Genomic DNA, 19355 nt, shown 5'->3' on the forward strand with positions numbered 1-19355 from the left:
CCCGGGCCCCCGCGCCCCCCCCCCCCCCGGCCGCCCCCCCCCCCGGGCCCCCCCCCCCCCGGCCGGCCACACCGGTGGCCGGGGAGCGGGTGGACCTGTGCGCATGGCAAGGGGGGAGCATGGTCGGACCGTCGACCGGCGGAGCACATGGGACTGACCGGCGGAGCACACGGGGCTGAATCGACCCGGGCCTGTCCGGCCGGAGTCGGGACGCATGGCGGTTCGGGGAGGGCGCTGCCCCAGGTCAGCGGTGCCCGGCATCCTGTCGTCACCGCTGGCACATGACAGGAGCATGGCTTGCTGAAGGGGGCGCTCCGGCATCATAGGCACGAGGGTGGGGTGGACACCAGATGATCGGTCCATGCAAGCTGACCGGCATGGCAGTTGAGAAATCTGAAATCACGTCAGCCCATGTCGGGGATGGTTTGTCCGAACGCTCCCCGGTGCGCCGCCCTGGACTGGCACTCGGTGTCCTGGCCGGTGCGCTCGCCCTGGACGTGAGCGGTCTCGGAGTGCTCAACGCCGCCCTCCCGTCGGTCGGAACGCGCTTCGACCTGGACGACAGCACGCTCCAGTGGGTGATGACCGCCTACGCCGTCACCTTCGCCGGCTTCCTGCTGGTGGGCGGCCGGCTGGCCGATGTGCTCGGCCGGCGGCGGGTGTTCGAGGCCGGCGTCGCGCTGTTCACCGTGGCCGCGCTGGTCGGGGCGGTGGCCCCGGGCGTCGCGGTGCTGCTGGGCGCGCGCGCCGTGCAGGGCGTCGGCGCCGCCCTGTCGGGGCCGGCCGCGCTGGCCCTGCTCACCGAGACCTTCCCGGCCGGTCCGGCGCGCAACCGGGCCTTCAGTGTCTACGCGGCGGTCGGCGCCGCGAGTTTCAGCGGCGGGGTGATGCTGGGCGGTGTGCTGACCCAGTTCCTCGGCTGGCGCTCGGTGCTGTGGTTCTCGGTCCTGCTGGGCGTCGCCGTGCTGGCCGCGACCCGTGCCGCACTGCCCGACGGCACCGGGCACCGTGGCCGGCTGGACCTGCCCGGCGCGATCACCGGCACCCTCGGACTCACCCTGCTCGTGGTCGGCGTGAGCGGTGACGGTGTGTCGGCGTGGATCCTGCTCGGCGCCGCGGCCCTCTGCCTGGTGCTCTTCGTGGTGCGTGAGCGCGGCACCGCCGACCCGGTGCTGCCGCTCGGCCTCTTCCGGCTCGCCTCGGTGCGGGCCGCGAGCCTGGCGGCGTTCCTCCAGTACATGGCGTCGGTCGGGATGCTGTTCTTCGCCCCGCTGTACCTCCAGGGGATGCTGGACTACTCGCCGTTCGAGTCCGGCCTGGCCCTAGTGCCGATGTCCGCGGCCGTCTTCCTCACCGCCAACTTCGCCACCGGCCGCCTGCTGGCCCGCTACGCCCCGCGCACCCTGATGGCGGTCGGCCTGGTGCTGATCGGGGTCGGCACCGGCCTGTGGCTGGGCACCCCGCACGACGGCGGCTACCTCCAGCACGTCCTGCCCGGCCTGGTGCTCAGCGGCATCGGCCAGGGCCTGAACTTCCCCTCGATGACCTCCGCCGGGCTCACCGGCGTCCCGCCGGAGCGGCACGCCGTCGCCGGCGCGGTGAACGTGGTGACCCAGCAGATCGGCGCCAGCGCCGGGGTGGCGGTGATGGTCCTGGTCGCGGCGACCCGCGACGACCAGCTCGCCGGCTACCACCTCGCCTATGTCACCGCCGCCGTCGCCTGCCTGCTGGGCGCGGCGGTCGTCGCCGTCCGCCGCCGGGCCTCCTGAGGGTCCTGGCGGGGCGTCCCGGTGGGTGCTGCTCACGGCACACCGGGACGCCCCGCCGGTCGGCGGCTCTCAGCGGCCGTCGGTCACTGGGCGACGACCCGGGCCGTGGTCCGGTAGCGGTCGATGTGCTCGTCGACGATGTAGAGCGAGAGGTCCACCGCGGCCCTGTCCCACGCCTGGCCGGCCGGCGCGGTGGTCACCGGAACGGTCGCGGTCCGCTGCGAGCCGCCGCAGTTCACCTGGATCGTCTGCTTGCCCGACGCGGCGGGCTGGGTGGCCGTGACGATGATGTTGGCCGTGGGCGAGGACGCGCTGCACTGGAAGGCCACGGTGACGTTCAGCGTGCGGCCGGCGTCCGCGACCGTGGCGCCCTTGGCGGCGATCGAGACGGGGCCGGCGTGGGCGGGCGCGGTCGCGAGGACCACGCCCGCCGCGGCGAAGGCGGGAACGGCCAGGAAACGGGTGAACTTGGTACGAACGGACGAACGCATGGCGGTCTGCTCCAGTCGGAATGGGGGCGCGGGGATTCCCGCGCCCCCATCGTGCTGTACGCGGCCGAACGGAGCGGGCGGAGAAGGGTCGGACGTCCGAAACGGCGCGGCGAAATGGCGTGGATTCATGGGCCCGGCGCCGCGTGTACGCCGTGTACATCTCCTGTCGACCGGCTGCGGATAATGTCTTCCGGCTATTCCGTCCAGGGAAAGTCCCCGGGAATTCCCGGGGACTTTTCCCGGTGATTCGCCGGCCTTTCCGGCCCGTCGCGGGGTCAGTTCAGCGGGCGGCAGAGCAGGGCGTCCGGGACGCCGTAGTGCAGCCACTTCCAGGTGTCGGCGACACCCGCGAGGTACTCGCCGTCGGCGCACTGGCCCTTGTAGTGGCCCGGTGCCCAGTCGCTGTGGGTGGAGCCGCCGGTGGCCGGGCGGTTGTCGCCGTGGTCGAACCACACGGTGCGGCCGGTGGTCGGCAGCGGGGTGGCGGACGGCGCGCAGAGCAGGGCGGACATGGCGTTGTCACGAACGCTGTAGCCGACGGCGAAGGTGTGGTCGGGGCACTGGAGCTTGTCGTAGCCGGAGGCCCAGTCGCCCCCGGTGACGTAGCGCTGGTCGGTGACGGTCACCCAGGCGCCGCCGCCGGTGGCGGGCCGGCCCGCGTCGGTGCACAGGCCCCGGCTGTCACCGCGGCCGAGGCCGGCGAGGCGCTGGCCGTCGGGGCAGTTGCCCTTGCGGTTGCCGCTGCTCCAGTCGGGCAGCGCCAGCATGCGGGTGGAGACGTTCTGGTCGCCGTGGTCGAGGTCGAGCATGTTCCAGCGGTCCACCGCCGCGACCCGGCCGGTGTACGAGGGCGCGTCGACCAGCTTGCTCCAGTCGGCGGCGCGCCAGTCGCCCGGGTCGGTCAGGCCGAGCCGCCGGCCGGCGGTGTCGTAGGAGAGCAGCGCCCAGTCGTCGTTCGGGACGCCCCCGCTCTGCCAGCCGATCAGCGGCCAGACGGCGAAGTCGGTGTCGTTGGCGGCCAGGATGTCGGTGAAGCGGCCGAACCAGGTCTGCTCCTTGCCGTTGGTGGATCCGCGTCCGGCGGCGCCGAACTCGCTGATCCACACCGGCGCGGTGAAGTGCTGGCCGGACCGGGTGACGAAGAGCGCCTGCTGGTCGACCACCCGGGCGAGCTGCTCGGGCGTGAAGTCCTGGTAGCGGGGGTCGCTCGTGGAGCCGGGACCGCTCGCCGCACCGGTGTTGGCCGGGCCGGTGTAGGCGTAGAAGTGCGCGGCGTAGACCAGCTTGTCGGAGCGGACCAGCGTGTTCGACAGGGTGGCGACGGGGGTGAGCAGCGGCCGGCCGTGGGGGAGTCCGGCGGCGGGGATGCCGTACCAGTTGATCCCCTCCATGACGACCAGCAGGTCCGGGTCGGCCCGCAGGATCCGGTTGCCGGCCTCCTCGAAGGCGGCGTACGCGTCATGGCCGTCGCCCAGGCCCCAGTTGGGGTCGTCCCAGACGTCCCGGCGGATCTCGTTGCGCAGATCGGCGCCGACGACGCGCTTGTCCGCCCGGTAGCGGTTCACCATGAACAGCCAGTCGTCCACCCACTGCTGGGTCGTCTGGCCGCTGTTCCAGCGCTCGTTGCCGTCCAGGCCGCAGCAGAACCGGTAGCCGGTGGTGTGGTTGTTGAGGATCACCGCGAAGCCGTCGGCGGTCAGCGCGGCCACCACCGCGTCGAACACCTGGAGCGGTGTCCTGCCCTTCAGCTGGGGGTTGGCGGTGACGGCGGCGTCCGGCACCGGCGCGGTGTCGTGGATCAGCGCGTTGGCGAACGGGAGCCGGACGCTGTTCAGGCCCAGTCCGTGGAGGTCCGTCAGGATCCGGGCGATCGGCACCCGGTCCAGGCCGAGCGGGATGTTGTACGAGACCTGGCGGGCCTGGTTGTTCGCCGGGTCGGTGGTCGAGCCGCTGCCCTCCCAAGTCCCCTGGGCGCCCGCCCAGTTGCCGGCTTTCAGCTTGAACCGGTCGCCGTTCGCGTCGACGACGTAGCGGCCCCGGGTGCTCAGCGGGCCGGTCCACGAGGCGGCGAGGCCGGGGCCGTCCAGCACCGGCGTGGCGGCCGCGGGCGGTGCGGTGGGCAGGGCGGTGGGCAGAGCGGTGGCCGGGGCGGTGGCCGCCGCTCCGGCCAGCAGGGAGGCCGCGGCGACGGCGGCCACGAGGAGCCGGCGGCGTATCCGCGGCGGGCGGGCTGGACTGGTGGGCTTCACGGCGTCTCCAGAAGTCCGAGCGGGGCAGGGACTGCTGACAGTACGTCTCATGAAGCGTCAACCACAGGGGAAAGGCCGTTCCGGGGCCGTGAAATCTCGGTCAGGAGCGGCGTCGGCACCGGCCACCGCCGCCCCTGGCCTCGCGCTCTCCTCCTACGACCTGGTCGGCAGCACCGCCCCCGGACGCCCCCGGGAGCTCTCGGCCCTCACCGGCCGCGACCTCCCGGGGGCGTCCCGCGTCCTGCCGGAGAACGGCCTCGATGAGCGGGCCCGGTGCGGCCGTCAGGGCCGCTCCGGGGCGCAGGCGTTGTCGTACTCCTGCCCGTTCTCGACGCGGGCGACCGGTGCGCCGGCGAGCCGGCCGAGGACGGAGCGCAGGGTCCCGGCGGCCGTGGGGTCCAGGTCCGCGAGCAGGCCCTCCTCGATCGTCCGGACGTCCTCGCGCGCGGCGTCGAGGACGCGCCGGCCGGCGTCGGTCGCCTCGACGATCCGGGCCCGCCGGTCGGCCGGGTCCGGCCGGCGCCGGACCAGCTCGGCCGCTTCCAGTTCGTCGAGGACGAGGACGAGCTTGCTCTTGTCGACGGAGACGGCGTGGGCGAGGGCGAGTTGGCTCCGGGTGGGTGCGTCGACGATCGCCATCAGCACCGTGTAGCCCCAGAGGGAGAGCCCGTGCTCGCGTACGGCCGATGCCTCCGCGGTGGCGAGCCCCTGCTTGAGACGGGCGAAGAGCCAGTGCAGGTCGCTGTGGAGCCGGCTGTCCGACGCCTGGTCGTCGGGGGAAGAGGTGTGGGCCATGGCGACAGAATAGCAAAGGACCAATATCGTCTTGACTTGAGATTATCTTTGACTACGCTGATCGAGTCTTCAGATCGTCTTGACTGGAAGGGATTGCCATGCGGAAGCTGCTGCACCTCGACGCCAGTGTCCGGAGCACGTCGTTCTCCCGGGAGCTCGGAAGCGTCTTCGTCGAGCACTGGAAGGCCGCCAACCCCGATGGCGCGTACACCTACCGCGACCTGGTCGCGGAGCCGGTGAAGCCCATCGACGAGGCCCGCGCGACGCTGATGACGCTGTCGGGGATGAACGGGATCAAGGACCTCGCAAGCATGGACGCGCTGGTCGCCGAGCACGGGCTGGAGGAGGCCTGGGCCGAGACCCGTCCGCTGATTGTGCAGCTCATCGAGGCGGACGTGCTGGTCATCGGCACGCCCATGTACAACTTCACCGTCCCCGGGTCCCTCAAGACCTGGATGGACCGGGTGACGCTGCCCTGGCTGCCGCTGGCCGGCAAGTCCGCCGTGATCCTCAGCGCCCGCGGCGGCGCCTACGGCCCCGGCATGCCCCGGGAGGGCTTCGACTTCCAGGAGCCCCTCCTGCGCGGCTACTTCACGGTGCTCGGGGTGGAGGACGTGGAGTTCGTGCACACCGAGCTGACCCACGCCACGGTCATGCCGTTCCTCGCGCAGTTCAAGGACACCTACGAGGCGGGCCGGGCCGCCGCGCTGGAGCAGGTCAAGGAACTGGCCGCCCGCGTCCCCGCGGAGGCCCCGGCCGCCTGAGGCCGGCTCCGACCGTACGTCCCGTCAGACGCCGTCACGCACTTCCGCACGAGAGGACACCCCGCACGATGGACACCGCACTCAAGGACCGCGTGGTCCTGGTCACCGGCGCCTCGACCGGCATCGGCGCCGCGACCGCCCGGGCGTACGCGCAGGAGGGCGCCCGGGTCGCCATCACCTACCGCGACAACCCGGAGAAGGCCGAGAGGGTCGCCTCCGGGATCGAGGGCGCGGGAGGCCGGGCGCTCGCGGTCCGGCTCGACCTGGAGGACCTGGAGACCGTCGAGGAGGCCGTCACCGCAGTCGTCGCGCACTGGGGCGGGATCGACGTCCTCGTCGCCAACGCCGTGCGCTGGGGCGGCGACGGCCCGCCCGACCCGAGCGTCCGCTTCGAGGACGTCCCGCTCGAGGAGTGGCAGGCCATGGTCAGCGCCAACCTGATCGGCGCCGCCGCCCAGGTGCGCGCCGTCCTGCCGGGCATGCGCTCGCGCGGCTGGGGCCGGATCGTGCTGATCTCCTCCAGCGTCGCCGAGGAGGGCGTGCCCGGCCCCGGCCCCTACGGCACGTCCAAGTCCGGCCTCCACGGGCTGGCCCGCAGCCTCGCCTGGGAGGCGGGCCGGGACGGCATCCTGGTCAACGTGGTGGCCCCCGGCTTCACGCTGACCGACAGCCGCCCGGTCCCCGAGGCCATCGCCGACCGGCTCGCCGCCGGCACGCCGACCCGTCGCCTCTCCGACGCGGACGACGTCGCCAGGCTGGTGCTGTTCCTCGGCTCGGGTGCCAACGGCAACCTCACGGGCGAGGTGGTCCGTGACGGCTCCTCGGCCGCCCGCGCCCCGCACGTCGGCCCCTGACCGCGGGTCCGGCCCGGGGCGCCGCTCAGCTGGAGGCCTTGACGACGGACCAGCCGCCGTCCACCACCAGGGTCGCGCCGGTCACGTAGGACGCGTCGGACGAGCCGAGGAAGGCGACGGCGGCGGCCACCTCCTCGGGTGTGCCGAAGCGTTTGGCGGCGGTGCCGGCCACGCTCTCGGCCCGTCCGGCCTCGTCCACGCGGTCCCAGGCCGCCGTCATGATCGGGCCGGGGAGCACGGTGTTCACCCGGAGCCGGGGGCCGTACTCGACGGCGAGTTGACGGCCCAGCGCGCACAGGGCGCCCTTCGCCGCGGCGTACGCGGGATGGCCCGGGAGCCCGACCAGGGCATGCACGGAGGAGGTGAGCACCAGGGCGCCGGCGCTGTCGGTCAGCTGGTCCGCGAACGCCCGGACCGCCAGCCAGGACGCCTTGAGGGTGACGTCGAGCTGGCCGTCCCACTCCGCCTCGCTCAGTTGGTGCGCCGGCTTCACGACCACGGCGTAGGCGTTGCTGTGCAGCAGGTCCAGCCGTCCGTAGTGCCGGCGGACGTGCTCGGCGAGCTCCTGCCACATCGCCGGGGAGGCGACGTCCCCGTGCCGGTACTCGGCGCGGCCGCCGGCGCGGGTGATCTCCTCGGCCACGGCCCGGCCGGCGGTGTCGGCGAGGTCGACGCCGACCACCGCGGCGCCCTCGGCGGCCAGCCGGCGCATGGTCGCCGCGCCGATCCCGGAGGCGGCCCCGGTCACCAGCGCGACGCGGTCCTGGAACCTTCGACAGGGCTGCTCGGGCATGGGCGTCAGCGTAGTTCCCGGGCCCGGTTCTGGAAACGGCGCGGGGACGGCCGGGGCAGTCGGTGAGTCAGTGCAGCGGGACGACGGCGAGCGGGCAGGGCGCGTGGTGGATGACCGCGTGGGCCACCGGACCCAGATGGGCGCCCACCGGGTTGCGATGGCGCCGGGCCCCGATGACCAGCAGACCGGTTCCGGCGGCCGCGTCGACCAGGGTGATCCCGGCGTGGCCCATCAGCACCTCGGTGGACACCGGGACCTCCGGGTGGTGCTCCCGCCAGGGGGCGAGCGCCTCGTCCAGCGCCCGCCGCGCGTCGGCGGCCTGCTGCTTCTCCTGGCCGCCGATGGAGCCGAAGTGCAGGTACTCGGTGCCGGCCGGCGGCCCCCAGGCGTGCACCACGGTGAGCGGTTCGCGGCGCCGGGCGGTGGTCCGGAAGGCGAAGTCGAGCACCGGGTCGCAGGGGTGCGCGAGGTCCAGGCCCGCGGTCACGCCGCGTGGCTCCCGCACCGGCTCCCGCACCGGCTCGCGCGCCGGTTCCTCCGACCGGGTGCCGGCGCGGGCCCGCACCAGCACCACCGGGCAGTGGGCCGCGCCGAGCACCCGCTGGCTCACCGAGCCGGTCAGGAAACCCCGCAGCGAGCCGAGGCCGCGGGAGCCGAGGACCAGCAGCGCGGCCCGTTCGGAGGCCGCCGCCAGCGCGACGACCGGGTCCTCCGGCGCGTGGACGACCCGCACCTCCAAGCCGGGGAAGCGGGCCCGCAGACCGTCGGCCTCGGCCTCGGCCGCGGGCTCCTCCCGCCCCCGGCGCGGCTCCCGCGACCCGGCCCGCAGCACGTCGAGCGGCAGCCCCTCCCGGACGGCCTCGCGCGCGGCCCAGTGCGCGGCGGCCCGGCCGGGCGCCGAACCGTCGAAGCCGGTGATGATCCGGTCAGCTGCCACGGTCCGCCTCCGCTCCCGGCACCCGCGTCCCCACGGGCCCTCCCCACCATGCTGCGCACCGCAGGGCGCGGAGCGCGAGCGCTGGGGGCGACCACGGGCCGCGCGCGACGACGTCACCTCTGTGGGTGGTTTCGGATCGTTCGGACACCCCCGGCCCGGGCGCGGCCCCTACCGTCGTCCTGTCGGTGTCCCCGTGCGGAAGGCGGTCCCATCCTCATGACCCGAAGGATCCTCATCAGTGCCCTGTCGAGCGTCGTCGTCGCGGCGGGACTCACCCTGGGGGTGGCCCCGACGGCGAGCGCGGCGACGTGCCCCTCGTCCTCCTCGCCGAAGATCTCGGGGGCGGAGGCCCAGTGGACCCTGAGCTGCAGCGGCGGCAAGCTCAAGGTGTACGGCTGGGTCGAGGACATCAGCGTGTTCGACGGCTGCGCCAATGTGCGGATCACCCCCGAGAAGGGGGAGGCGAAGGCCGCCAAGGCGTGCGGGTCGGGCGAGCGGGAGCAGTTCAGCTTCGAGTTCCCGGGGGCGAAGAAGGCCGAGGTCCGGCTCAGCACGGACAGCTGACCCCGGCCCGTCCCGGCCGGGCCCCGCACGGCGCGACGTCGTGCGGGGCCCGGCCGGCGTGATCCGGGGGAGCTGGCTACGGTGCCATGGTCAGGCCGGCCGAGGCGGCGCCGCGGCTGAGCACCACCGTGCGGATGTGCTCCAGGGCCCGGGCGTAGTCGGCGCGGGAGGGGTCGCGGCCAGCGGCCTCCCTCAGGTCGAGGACGCGGTAGGGCGGGCCGAGGTCGGTCACCTGGGGGATGAACTCGGCCTCGGCGACGGTCCAGCGCTGCCCCGGCGCGCCGGGCGGGGCGAAGGTGAACCGGGCGATCGAGCTCCAGTTGCCGCGCGGGTCCTCGGCGCCGTCGTAGGTGAACATGTGCCCGGCGAGCTGGTCGCCGAGGCCGTACACCGTCCAGGTGTCGCCGATCTTCTCGTAGGCCTGCGGGATGTGGGCGTGGGTGCCGAGGATCAGGTCGATGTCCGAGCGGCCCCCGGCCTGCCCGGCGGCCAGTTCGCGGGCCAGGGTGAGCTGCTGCTCGTTCGGGGCGTCCTGCCACTCGGTGCCCCAGTGCAGGCTCACCGCGACCACGTCCGCCCCGCTCGCCCGGGCGGCGCGGGCGTCGGCGAGGATCCGGTCCCGGTCGATCAGGTTCACCGCCCAGGGGCGGTCCGCCGGCAGCGGGATGCCGTTGGTGCCGTAGGTGTAGGCGAGGTGCGCCACGGTGGCGCCGCCGGCCCGGAGCAGGGCCGGCCGCCCCGCCTCGCTCTCGTCGCGGGCGGAGCCGGTGTGTGCCAGGCCCACGGCGTCCATGGCGTCGAGGGTGCGCCGGACGCCGGCCGGGCCGTCGTCGAGGGTGTGGTTGGAGGCGGTGTCGCAGGCGGTGTACCCCGCGTCCTTGAGCGCGCGGGCGACCTGCGGCGGCGACTTGAACGCCGGGTAGCCGGTGAACGGGCCGCCGTCGGCGCCGTAGACCGTCTCCATGTGGCAGATGGCCAGGTCCGCGCCGCTGATCAGCGGCTTGACACCGGCGAACATCCGGCTGAAGTCGTAGCCGTTGCCGCCGGCGTCCTCGTTGGCCTGCCGGATGATCTCGGTGTGCGGCAGCACATCGCCGGTGGCGACCAGGGTGAAGGCCCGCGGCCCGCTCGGGGCGGCGGCGGCGCTGACGGCGGGGCTCGGGCTCGGGCCGGCCACGGGCGGCGGGACGGCGGGGGAGCCGCAGCCGGCGGCGGCGAGCAGCAGCGGGAGGGCCGCCGCGACGGCCGGTCGGCGGGGCAGGCGCATGGTCGGCTCGTCTCATGATCGGAAGGTGTCACCGGCACTCCGACTATGCGACGCCCAGGCGGCCCCGACAGCGGCACCACGCGCTGAGGTCACCCGGGTGTCCGGCGCGCGGGTGGCCCGGGGCCCCCATATCGTGGGAACCGGGGGCTTCCAGCGGATCATCACCGCACGTCATCGCCCCTTCGGAGAGTTGCCATGGCTACGCCCCGCAACGCCCGCCGCCCCGTGCCGCCCCGGACCGGCGGCTACCGAACGTCGCTCCCGTGGCGGATCGTCACCGGCGCGGCCGAGTACGTCGACCGGCGCGTCGGCTGGGACAGGCTGCCGGTCGTACCGGGGCTGGTGACCCTGCTCGGACTGCGGGTCAGACTGCGGCAGCGGAACCTCTACGACACCGGGCAGCTGCCCTCCGTCGATCCGCCCACCCCCGCGCCCGCGTCCGCGCGCGACCGGGTCAACCGCACCGCCGACGGCAGCCACAACGACCTCGCGGACCCCGGGATGGGCATGGCGGGCACCCGCTTCGGCCGCAACATCCCGCTGGACCGGATCGCCCCGGCCGGCCCCGAGGCGGTCCTGTCCGCGCCCAACCCCCGCGAGGTCAGCCGCGCCCTGCTCACCCGCCGTGAGCTGATCGCGGCCGAGTCGGTCAACTCCCTGGTCGCCGCCTGGCTGCAGTTCATGATCCGCGACTGGTTCAGCCACGGGACGAGCCCCACGGAGCGCCCCTGGGAGGTGCCGCTGCTGGACGACGACCCGTGGCCCGACCGCCCGATGCGGATCATGCGGACCCCGGACGACCCGACCCGGGACCCCGCCGCGCCCGCCGGCACCCCCGACACCCGCGTCAACGTCTCCTCCCACTGGTGGGACGCCTCCCAGATCTACGGGAGCGGCGAGGCGGAGCAGCGCCTGCTGCGCACCGGGGAGCTGGGCCGGCTGCACGTGTGGGACAACGGGCGCGGCCCGCTCTCCGCGGACCCGGCCCGCGACCCCTCCCGGGTCCCCGGCTTCTGGCTGGGCCTGGCCATGATGCAGGACCTGTTCGCCCACGAGCACAACGCGATCTGCGACCACCTGCACGGCGCCTACCCCTCCTGGGACGACGAGGAGCTGTTCCAGCGGGCCAGACTCGTCAACGCCGCCCTGCTCGCCAAGATCCACACCGTGGAGTGGACGCCGGCCGTGATCAGCCACCCCACCACCGTCGAGGCGCTGCGGGCCAACTGGTGGGGCGTCGCGGGGGAGCGGGTCCACCGCCTCTTCGGCCGGATCAGCGGGAGCGAGGTCCTCAGCGGCATCCCCGGCGGCCCGACCGACCACTACGGCGTCCCGTACGCCCTGACCGAGGAGTTCGTGGCCGTCTACCGGATGCACCCGCTCGTCCGCGACGACTGGCACCTGCGCTCCGCCGCCGACGACGCCACCCTGCGGCACTGCACCTTCCGCGACCTCGCCGGGCCCGAGGCGCTGAAGGTCCTGGGCACCGTCGGCACCGCCGACCTGCTGTACAGCTTCGGCACCCTGCCGCCGGGCCTGGTCACCCTGCACAACTTCCCGCGCTTCCTCCAGGAGTACCAGCGCCCGGACGGCAACCTGCAGGACCTCGCCGCCACCGACATCCTGCGCAGCCGGGAACTCGGGGTGCCCCGCTACAACGAGTTCCGCCGGCTGCTGCGCCTGGAGCCCGCGCAGAGCTTCCAGCAGCTGACCGGCAACCCGGAGTGGGCCGAGGAGATCGAGCGGCTCTACGAGGGCGACATCGAGAAGGTCGACCTGACGGTCGGCATGTACGCGGAGAAGCTGCCCGCCGGATTCGCCTTCAGTGACACGGCGTTCCGCATCTTCGTCCTGATGGCGTCCCGGCGGCTGAACAGCGACCGCTTCTTCACCGCGTACTACACCCCCGAGGTGTACTCCAGGGCCGGCCTGGCCTGGATCGACGACAACACCATGGTCACCGTGCTGCTGCGGCACCACCCGGAGCTGCGCACGGCCCTCGCCGGACTGGGCAACGCCTTCGTCCCGTGGCACACCGCCGCCACGACGACGCGGTGACGGGCCTCGGCCTCCCTTGGCCCGGGTCATCGGGATATGTACGTTAGAACATAAGTGCCGGGGGCGACAGGCCCAGGCCGACCCGAAGAGGACCCGAGCATGACCGAGCCCACCGCGCCCGCCCGCTGCTGCATGCCGTCCGGAGGGGGCGCGGTGACGCCGTCCGCGCTCCCGTCCGTGCCGTCGCCGCGCCGTTCGGCGGCCGCCGGGGGCGACGACGGCACGGTGCTGCTGCCCGGCGGCGAGTTCCTGATGGGCACCGAGGACGCGGAGGGGTTCCCCGGCGACGGGGAGGGCCCGGTGCGCCCGGTGCGGCTGAAGCCGTTCCGCATCGACACCCGCGCGGTCACCAACGACCGGTTCGCCGCGTTCGTCGCCGACACCGGGTACCGCACCGAGGCGGAGCGCATCGGCTGGTCCTACGTCTTCGCCTCCTTCCTGCCCGCCCGGCTGCGCCGCGGTGCCCCGCGCCCCGGGCGCACCCCCTGGTGGTGCGGCGTCGAGGGCGCCGCGTGGAACCGGCCGGAGGGCCCGGGCAGCGGCGTCGGGGAGCGCGGGGACCACCCGGTGGTGCACATGTCCTGGAACGACGCGGCGGCGTACGCGGCCTGGGCCGGCAAGCGGCTGCCCACCGAGGCGGAGTGGGAGTACGCGGCGCGCGGCGGCCTGGAGCAGGCGCGCTACCCGTGGGGCGACGAGCTGGACCCGGCGGGGGAGTACCGCTGCAACATCTGGCGCGGCACCTTCCCGGCCCGCAACACCGCCGCCGACGGCTTCCGCGGCACCGCCCCCGCCGACGCCTTCGAGCCCAACGGCTTCGGGCTGTACAACGTGTCCGGCAACGTCTGGGAGTGGTGCGCCGACTGGTGGACCACCGACCACCCGGCCGGCCGCCCGCTGGTCGACCCCACCGGGCCCGCCACCGGCACCGAGAAGGTGATCCGGGGCGGCTCCCACATGTGCCACCGCTCCTACTGCAACCGCTACCGGGTGGCCGCCCGCACCGCCAACAGCCCGGACAGCTCCAGCGGGCACGCCGGCTTCCGCTGCGCGGCCGACGCCTGAGCGGTCCTCGGCGGAGACCTGAGCGGTCCGGGGCGGAGACCCGGGCCGGGGTCTCGATCCGGAGTCTTGACATCCGGCTACCGGCGGGTAAACCTGTGGGGCATAAGTTCCTCAGAACATAGGTGCCGCACATGCAGCTCGACTATGTGATCCTCGGGGCGCTGACCCTGCGCCGTCTGTCCGGCTACGATCTGCGCCGCTGGATGGAGGGGCCGGGCCGCTTCATCGGCTACGGGGTCCAACTCCCGCACATCTACCGCCGGCTGGCCAAGCTGGTGGAGCGCGGCTGGGTGGACTTCGAGGTCGATCCGCGCGAGGGCCGGCCGGACGCCAAGGTGTACCGGCTGACCGGGGAGGGCCGCGAGGCCCTCCTGGAGTGGGCGCGTTCCCCCTTCGTCCCGTCCGCGCGCGCCAAGGACCCCGACTTCACCCTGCGCTTCTTCTTCGCGGGCCAGCTCGGCCCCGAGACCGCCCTGGAGGTGGTCACCGCCGAGCTGGAGTACCGGATCGAGCAGCACGCGGAGACGGGCGCCATGCCGCTGCCCGACGCCTACGACCCGCAGATCCCCGAACTCGACGCCGCCTGGGCCCGCGAGGTCCACACCATGGCCCATGAGCACGGCTACGCCTTCGGTGCCTCCCACATCGCCTGGCTGCAGCTCACCAAGGCCCGCCTGGAGGCACGGCTCGGCCGCTGAACCGCGGCCCGCCGCGCCCCCGGCGCGGTCACCCTCCCCACCCGGTCGCCGTACCCCTCGCGGCCACCCCCTCGGCCGACCCACCCTCCCTCGGCCGCCCCTCCCTCGGTCCCCCCTTCGCCGCCTGCACCGCGCGGCCACCCCCACGCCCCTCCGCGGCCCCCGGTCGTCCGGCACCCCCCTCGCCGGCCGCACCGGTGCGGACCCCTGCCCGCTCCTCTCCCCGGAGTCCCCCCATGCGCATCATCTATGTCGACGTGGACACCCTGCGCGCCGACCACACCACCCCCTACGGCTACCACCGCCCCACCACCCCCCACCTCCAGGCCCTCGCCGAGAAGTCGGTCACCTTCGAGCGCTACTACTGCTCCGACTCACCCTGCCTGCCCTCGCGCACGGCCCTGACGAGCAGTCAGTTCGGCATCACCAACGGCGTGATCGGCCACTTCGGACCCGCCGCCCAGTTCCGGCTCGACTCCGGCCACGGCCCCGAACCCGACCGCCCCCTGCTCGGCCAGGTGCTCGGCTTCGGCGGCCACTACACCGCCGCCGTCTCGGTGTTCGCCGAGCGCCACCGCGCCTACTTCTTCCACGCCAACTTCCGCGAGTCCATCCGCGCCACCGCCCGCTACGGCGACGAGGAAGCCCAGGACGTCAACCGCGCCGCCACCGACTGGATCCGCCGGCACGCGGACGACGAGAACTGGTACCTGCACCTCACCTACTGGGACCCGCACACCAACTACACCCAGCCCGCCGAGTGGACCGAGAAGATGGCCGCCTCCGGCCCGGTGCAGGAGTGGCCCGACGAGGAGACCATCGCCGCCCACGCCGAGGTCTACGGTCCGCGCAGCGCCCTCGACCTGCACTACTCGCTGACCGGCGACGGCACCTCCCCGGTCCCGCACAACATGCCCGACGCCGTCCGCTCCCGCGCCGATTTCGAGCACCTGATCAACGGCTACGACGGCGCGGTCCACTACTGGGACCACTACTTCGGCCAACTCATGGCCACCCTGGAGGAGTTGGGCATAGCCGACGAGACCGCCGTGATCGTCAGCGCGGACCACGGCGAGTCCTTCGGCGAGCAGGGCTCCTACGCCGAGCACGGCCTGGCCAACGAACCGACCCACCGGCTCCCGCTGGTCGTCCACTGGCCCGGCGTCACCGACCGGCTGCCCGCCGAGGCGCGGCGCAACGACGCGCTGCTCTACAACATCGACCTCGCCCCCACCCTCTGCGACCTGCTCGGCCTGCCCGCCCCGGCCGGCTGGCAGGGCACCTCCTTCGCCCCCGCGGTGCGCGGCGAGACCATCGAGTCCCGCCCCTACCTGGTCCTCGGCCACGGTGCCCACACCTACCAGCGCGCGGTGCGCACCCGCGACCACCTCTACATCCGCACCTACCACCCCGGGGCCTTCCGGGCCGAGTGGGAGCAGCTCTTCCACGTCACCGAGGACCCCCACCTGACCCGCGACCTGCTCGCCGACGAGCCGGAACTCGCCGCGGTCATGCGCTCCCACCTCGCCGAGTGGTGGAACGAGTACGCCGGCCGCCCCGGCTGCCTGCCCGACCCGATGCAGGCGACCCTGCAGACCGGGCCGACGTACTACAACGACCCCGTCCGGTACGCCCGGCACCTGCGGGACACCGGCCGCGAGCACCTCGCCGAGGACCTCGAAGCCCGCCTCACCTCCCTGAACGTGCCGGTCTCCTGGCACGCCCCCGACCGCCCGCGCGTCGCCGAGATCGCCGCCCGCTGGGCGGCCCTGCTGCAGACCCGTGACCAGCGGTCCGTCCGGCCCAACTGACGCGCGCCACGCCAAGGGAGTCCACATGACCGCCGAATTCCCGCCGCCGCCCGCCGCGGCCGCCGCCCCGTCCGCCCCCGCCTCCGCCCCCGCCCCCGCCGGAAAGGGCAGCCGTGGCCGCTGGCGCCAACTTGGCCTGCTCAGCGCCGCCATGGGGACCGACGGCGGCGAGCACAGCGCCGTGTCGGTGCTGTTCCCCGCGATGCGCTCCGCCCTCAATCTGCCGCTGTCGGCCCTCAGCCTGCTGGTCGCCCTGGGGAAGATCACCGGGGTGGTCTTCGCCCCGATGTGGGTGAGCCTCGCGCAGCGCTACTCCCGCAAGTACATCCTGGCCGGCTGTTCCGGCCTGTGGGGCGTGTGGACCATCGCCACCGGGTTCGCCCAGAGCTATCTGCAGCTGGTGGTGCTGTTCGGCATCGCCGCGATCGGCATCTCCGGCAGCGGGCCGCTGGTCAACGGCATCCTCGCCGACCTCTTCGACGACCGGACCCGCGGCCGGGCGGCCGGTGTCCTCTTCGGCTCCATCGCCGTGTTCACCGCCGTCCTCGGCCCGCTGTTCGGCCAGCTGTCCCGGTTCGGCGACGGCTGGCGCTACGGCTTCTTCCTGCTCGGCGCCATGCAGCTGCTCTCCGGCATCGCCATCCTGCTGTTCTTCGAGGACCCGGGCGTCGGCGGGGCGGAGCACCAGCTGGCCGCGCTGAAGACCGGTCCCGCCGCGCCGCGCGGCCGCGCCTTCGACCGGGCGAGCCTGCGCCGGCTGGCCGCCATCCGCAGCTTCCCGCTGATGTGCCTGCAGCGCCTGCTCAGCGCCCAGTTCGTGATGGTCGCCTTCGGTGTGGTGTTCCTGGTCGACGCCCGCGGCTTCAGCAACGCGCAGGCCTCGCTGGTGATCTTCCCCGCGGCGCTCTCCTACCTGCTCGGCACCCTCGGCGGCGGGCTGACCGCGGACCACGTGCAGCGCCGCTTCCCCCGGTCCGGCCGGATCGCCGTGCTGCAGATCGCCCTCCTCGGGTACGCCGTCGTCGCCTACGTCGCCACCCAGATCGCCTGGACCCAGCTCGGGGTCTACGCCGTCCTGTTCTCGCTGCTGGGCGTCCTGCAGGGCGTCCAGCCGTCGGTCAACCGGCCGGTCGTCATGGCCATCACGCCGCCGGAGCTGCGCGGCGCGGCCTTCGCCGTCTTCCTCGGCCTCGAAGGGGTCGGCTGGGCCGTGATCACCCTGCTGATCGGCTTCCTCGGCGACACCGTCGGGCTGCAGGACGCCTTCCTCTGGGTGGTGGTCGTGGTCCTCCTCGTCAACGGACTGCTCGCCACACCGCTGTACCGCACCTACGCCCGGGACGTCGCCGCCGTCCAGGCCGACCTGGACCGCCGCGCCGGCGAATCCGACCGGCCGGTCCCGCTCCCCGACTGATCGCAGAACCAGGAACCGCACATGACGCACCGTCCCGACTCCGTGGTCTGCACGCCCGACCAGCTGCGGGCCGACGCCGTCGGCGCGTTCGGCGACCCGTACGTCAGCACGCCGCACCTGGACGCCCTCGCGGCCCGGGGCACCGCCTTCACCCAGGCGTACGTCCAGCACCCGGTGTGCTCGCCGAGCCGGGCGTCCGTGCTCACCGTCCTCCGTGCTGCTCCGGGTCACCCCACCGGAGCGGGCCCGCGAAGGCGGCGGGGACGCCGCGCCCGGCCCGGTGCCGCCGGCGGGACGGCACCGGCGGCCGCCTCAGGCGGTCGGCGGCGCCGCGGTGGCCGGGGTGGCCGGGGTACGGGCCGTCAGCGGGGCGAAGGTCTGCCGGAGGTCGACGACCGCGCCCGGGCCGGTGACCCAGGCCAGCGGCGCGTGGTGCAGCTGGATCCCGTCCGGTGCCCGCAGCAGGGCCTCGCCGGCCGTGTTCCGCGGCCACTCCACCGACCCGGTGGCGGTCCGGGCCGGGACCAGCCAGTGGTCGCCCCGGGTGTACGCGCCGCACGGCCGGAAGTACACCTGCACGCCGTCCTCCAGGTCGAGCCAGGCCCCCTCGCGCAGCCGCAGGGCGCCGCCGGCCATCGGCAGGGCGTCCCGGCCCCGGGGCGCCCGGTGGTCCCAGCGGCGCAGGAAGGGATGGAGCTCGGGCGACCGCCCGGTCTGCGGCCCCGGTTCGGCGGACAGCCGCACCCGGCGGCCCGGCAGGTCGGTCTCCTCCACCTGGAGCAGGTCCGCGGGCTCGGCCCGGCTGAGGTACGCGCTGTCCGCGACCTCGACCCAGTCGCCCACCGACAGGCCGAGCTTGTCGTCGTCGCCCAGGCTGGTGAGGTCGACCCAGACGCCCTCGACCGAGAGGACCGGGAGCACGACCGAGCCGTTCTCCCGGGACCACTTGAAGGTGGCGCCGCCCTCGGCCGAGCCGCCCCGGTGCACCTCCACCCGGTACAGCTGGTTCTCCGGGCCCCGGTAGGCGGCCTCGGGGTGGGCGAGGCACGGGTCCTCGCTCGCCCGCTCCGGCCGCCGGGCGCGCGCGGCCAGCCGCCCGGTCGGCCGCTCGCGGGGTTCGGCCCACGCCTCGAACGCCTCCCGGACCCGGGAGATCCCGCCGTCGGGTACGTTCAACTCCGCGCCGGGCAGGGCGAGTACCTGCCAGACGACCTTGGCCCGGGCGGCCGTGTCGGGCATCGCCGCACCGAGCGCGGCCTCGCGGATCTCCGGGTCCTCGACCGCGGTGACGCTGCGCTCCCAGACCTTCAGGTAGACCAGGAACGGGAACGCGCCGGGCAGCCGGTCCTCGGGGCGCTCCTGGTCCCGGTAGGCGTCCGGCTGGTCCCAGTACGTCCAGCCGGCGGGCGTCCGCGGGGCGTCGCCGTCGCCGTCCCGACCGGCATCACCGGCGCCGGTCGGGACGCCGGTCGGGACGCCGTCGTCGGGCACGGCGTCACCGGGTTCGGGCCGCTGGGCCTCGCACAGGACGCCGTCCACGTAGTACCGGCCGGCGCCGATGGCGAGGTCGTCCACGTCGTGGTTGCCCGGCAGATGGCCGATCGCGAACCCGGCCGCTGCGGCCGGTCCGCCGTGGCGGCCGATCAGGTCGGCGGCGAGCGTGCGCAGCTGGTACCGCTCGATCGCGGCCTGCTCGTTGGCGTCGGCGTCGAGCTGGACCCGGCCCTGCTGGGTCAGCACCGCGGAGTAGTGCTTGCCGGGCCGGAAGGTCAGGCGCGAGAAGTCTGCGTGCACGGTGTTCCTCTCACAAGCGGATCGCGGGGGGC

Annotated in this window: 16 protein-coding genes and 1 pseudogene; 10 read left to right on the forward strand and 7 right to left on the reverse strand. The window is 74.2% G+C overall.

The annotated features are described in order from the left end of the window. Positions 1-425: 425 nt before the first annotated feature. Positions 426-1769 carry an MFS transporter gene (locus tag ABTX81_RS26045; RefSeq protein WP_350549926.1) on the forward strand — a complete coding sequence of 448 codons (1344 nt, stop codon included), beginning with the start codon at positions 426-428 and terminating at the stop codon, positions 1767-1769. A gap of 83 nt (positions 1770-1852) precedes the next feature. Here the strand turns inward: ABTX81_RS26045 and ABTX81_RS26050 are convergent, their stop codons facing one another. The 3 genes from ABTX81_RS26050 to ABTX81_RS26060 all read right to left on the reverse strand — a co-directional run bounded on the left by ABTX81_RS26050 (position 1853) and on the right by ABTX81_RS26060 (position 5304). Further along, the gene (locus tag ABTX81_RS26050) at positions 1853-2260 is read right to left on the reverse strand and encodes a hypothetical protein (RefSeq protein ID WP_350549929.1); all 408 of its coding nucleotides are present in this window, start codon (positions 2258-2260) and stop codon (positions 1853-1855) included. Between the two features lie 275 nt (positions 2261-2535). Beyond that, entirely contained in the window at positions 2536-4509 is a 1974-nt protein-coding gene (locus tag ABTX81_RS26055; protein WP_350549932.1) for a glycoside hydrolase family 5 protein, read from the reverse strand. Between the two features lie 282 nt (positions 4510-4791). After that, a complete protein-coding gene (locus tag ABTX81_RS26060; RefSeq protein ID WP_350549934.1) occupies positions 4792-5304 on the reverse strand; it encodes a MarR family winged helix-turn-helix transcriptional regulator in 513 nt (170 codons plus the stop codon). A gap of 98 nt (positions 5305-5402) precedes the next feature. Between ABTX81_RS26060 and ABTX81_RS26065 the strand changes: the two genes are divergently transcribed. Continuing rightward, positions 5403-6068 carry an FMN-dependent NADH-azoreductase gene (locus tag ABTX81_RS26065; RefSeq protein WP_350549936.1) on the forward strand — a complete coding sequence of 222 codons (666 nt, stop codon included), beginning with the start codon at positions 5403-5405 and terminating at the stop codon, positions 6066-6068. Between the two features lie 68 nt (positions 6069-6136). Then, the gene (locus tag ABTX81_RS26070; protein WP_350549939.1) at positions 6137-6922 is read left to right on the forward strand and encodes an SDR family NAD(P)-dependent oxidoreductase; all 786 of its coding nucleotides are present in this window, start codon (positions 6137-6139) and stop codon (positions 6920-6922) included. A gap of 25 nt (positions 6923-6947) precedes the next feature. On the opposite strand, the gene ABTX81_RS26075 is transcribed toward ABTX81_RS26070, so the two are convergent. Beyond that, positions 6948-7715, reverse strand: a complete 768-nt coding sequence (locus ABTX81_RS26075; RefSeq protein WP_350549942.1) for an SDR family NAD(P)-dependent oxidoreductase — start codon at positions 7713-7715, stop codon at positions 6948-6950. Positions 7716-7782: 67 nt separating this feature from the next. Next, on the reverse strand, positions 7783-8652 hold the full coding sequence (locus ABTX81_RS26080) for a universal stress protein (protein WP_350549945.1): 870 nt from the start codon (positions 8650-8652) through the stop codon (positions 7783-7785). Between the two features lie 216 nt (positions 8653-8868). On the opposite strand from ABTX81_RS26080, the gene ABTX81_RS26085 reads away from it, so the two are divergent. Continuing rightward, on the forward strand, positions 8869-9216 hold the full coding sequence (locus tag ABTX81_RS26085) for a hypothetical protein (protein ID WP_350549947.1): 348 nt from the start codon (positions 8869-8871) through the stop codon (positions 9214-9216). 76 nt (positions 9217-9292) lie between these two features. On the opposite strand, the gene ABTX81_RS26090 is transcribed toward ABTX81_RS26085, so the two are convergent. Continuing rightward, positions 9293-10483 (reverse strand): CapA family protein, encoded by a 1191-nt coding sequence (locus ABTX81_RS26090; RefSeq protein WP_350549949.1) that lies wholly within the window; start codon positions 10481-10483, stop codon positions 9293-9295. A 195-nt stretch (positions 10484-10678) separates the two neighbouring features. Between ABTX81_RS26090 and ABTX81_RS26095 the strand changes: the two genes are divergently transcribed. The 6 genes and pseudogenes from ABTX81_RS26095 to ABTX81_RS26120 all read left to right on the forward strand — a co-directional run. Beyond that, positions 10679-12541, forward strand: a complete 1863-nt coding sequence (locus ABTX81_RS26095) for a peroxidase family protein (protein ID WP_350549952.1) — start codon at positions 10679-10681, stop codon at positions 12539-12541. Positions 12542-12640: 99 nt separating this feature from the next. Further along, the gene (locus ABTX81_RS26100) at positions 12641-13606 is read left to right on the forward strand and encodes a formylglycine-generating enzyme family protein (protein WP_350549955.1); all 966 of its coding nucleotides are present in this window, start codon (positions 12641-12643) and stop codon (positions 13604-13606) included. 131 nt (positions 13607-13737) lie between these two features. Next, on the forward strand, positions 13738-14304 hold the full coding sequence (locus ABTX81_RS26105; protein ID WP_350549958.1) for a PadR family transcriptional regulator: 567 nt from the start codon (positions 13738-13740) through the stop codon (positions 14302-14304). Between the two features lie 236 nt (positions 14305-14540). Next, entirely contained in the window at positions 14541-16115 is a 1575-nt protein-coding gene (locus ABTX81_RS26110; protein ID WP_350549961.1) for a sulfatase family protein, read from the forward strand. A gap of 25 nt (positions 16116-16140) precedes the next feature. After that, positions 16141-17529, forward strand: a complete 1389-nt coding sequence (locus ABTX81_RS26115) for an MFS transporter (protein WP_350549963.1) — start codon at positions 16141-16143, stop codon at positions 17527-17529. Positions 17530-17550: 21 nt separating this feature from the next. Continuing rightward, positions 17551-17700, forward strand: a pseudogene (locus tag ABTX81_RS26120) (sulfatase-like hydrolase/transferase); the annotation flags it as partial. Between the two features lie 141 nt (positions 17701-17841). Here ABTX81_RS26120 and ABTX81_RS26125 read toward each other — a convergent pair. Next, positions 17842-19323 carry a DUF6519 domain-containing protein gene (locus ABTX81_RS26125; RefSeq protein WP_350549965.1) on the reverse strand — a complete coding sequence of 494 codons (1482 nt, stop codon included), beginning with the start codon at positions 19321-19323 and terminating at the stop codon, positions 17842-17844. Positions 19324-19355: the final 32 nt, after the last annotated feature.

The organism is Kitasatospora sp. NPDC097605 (assembly GCF_040302725.1).
Lineage (GTDB): Bacteria > Actinomycetota > Actinomycetes > Streptomycetales > Streptomycetaceae > Kitasatospora.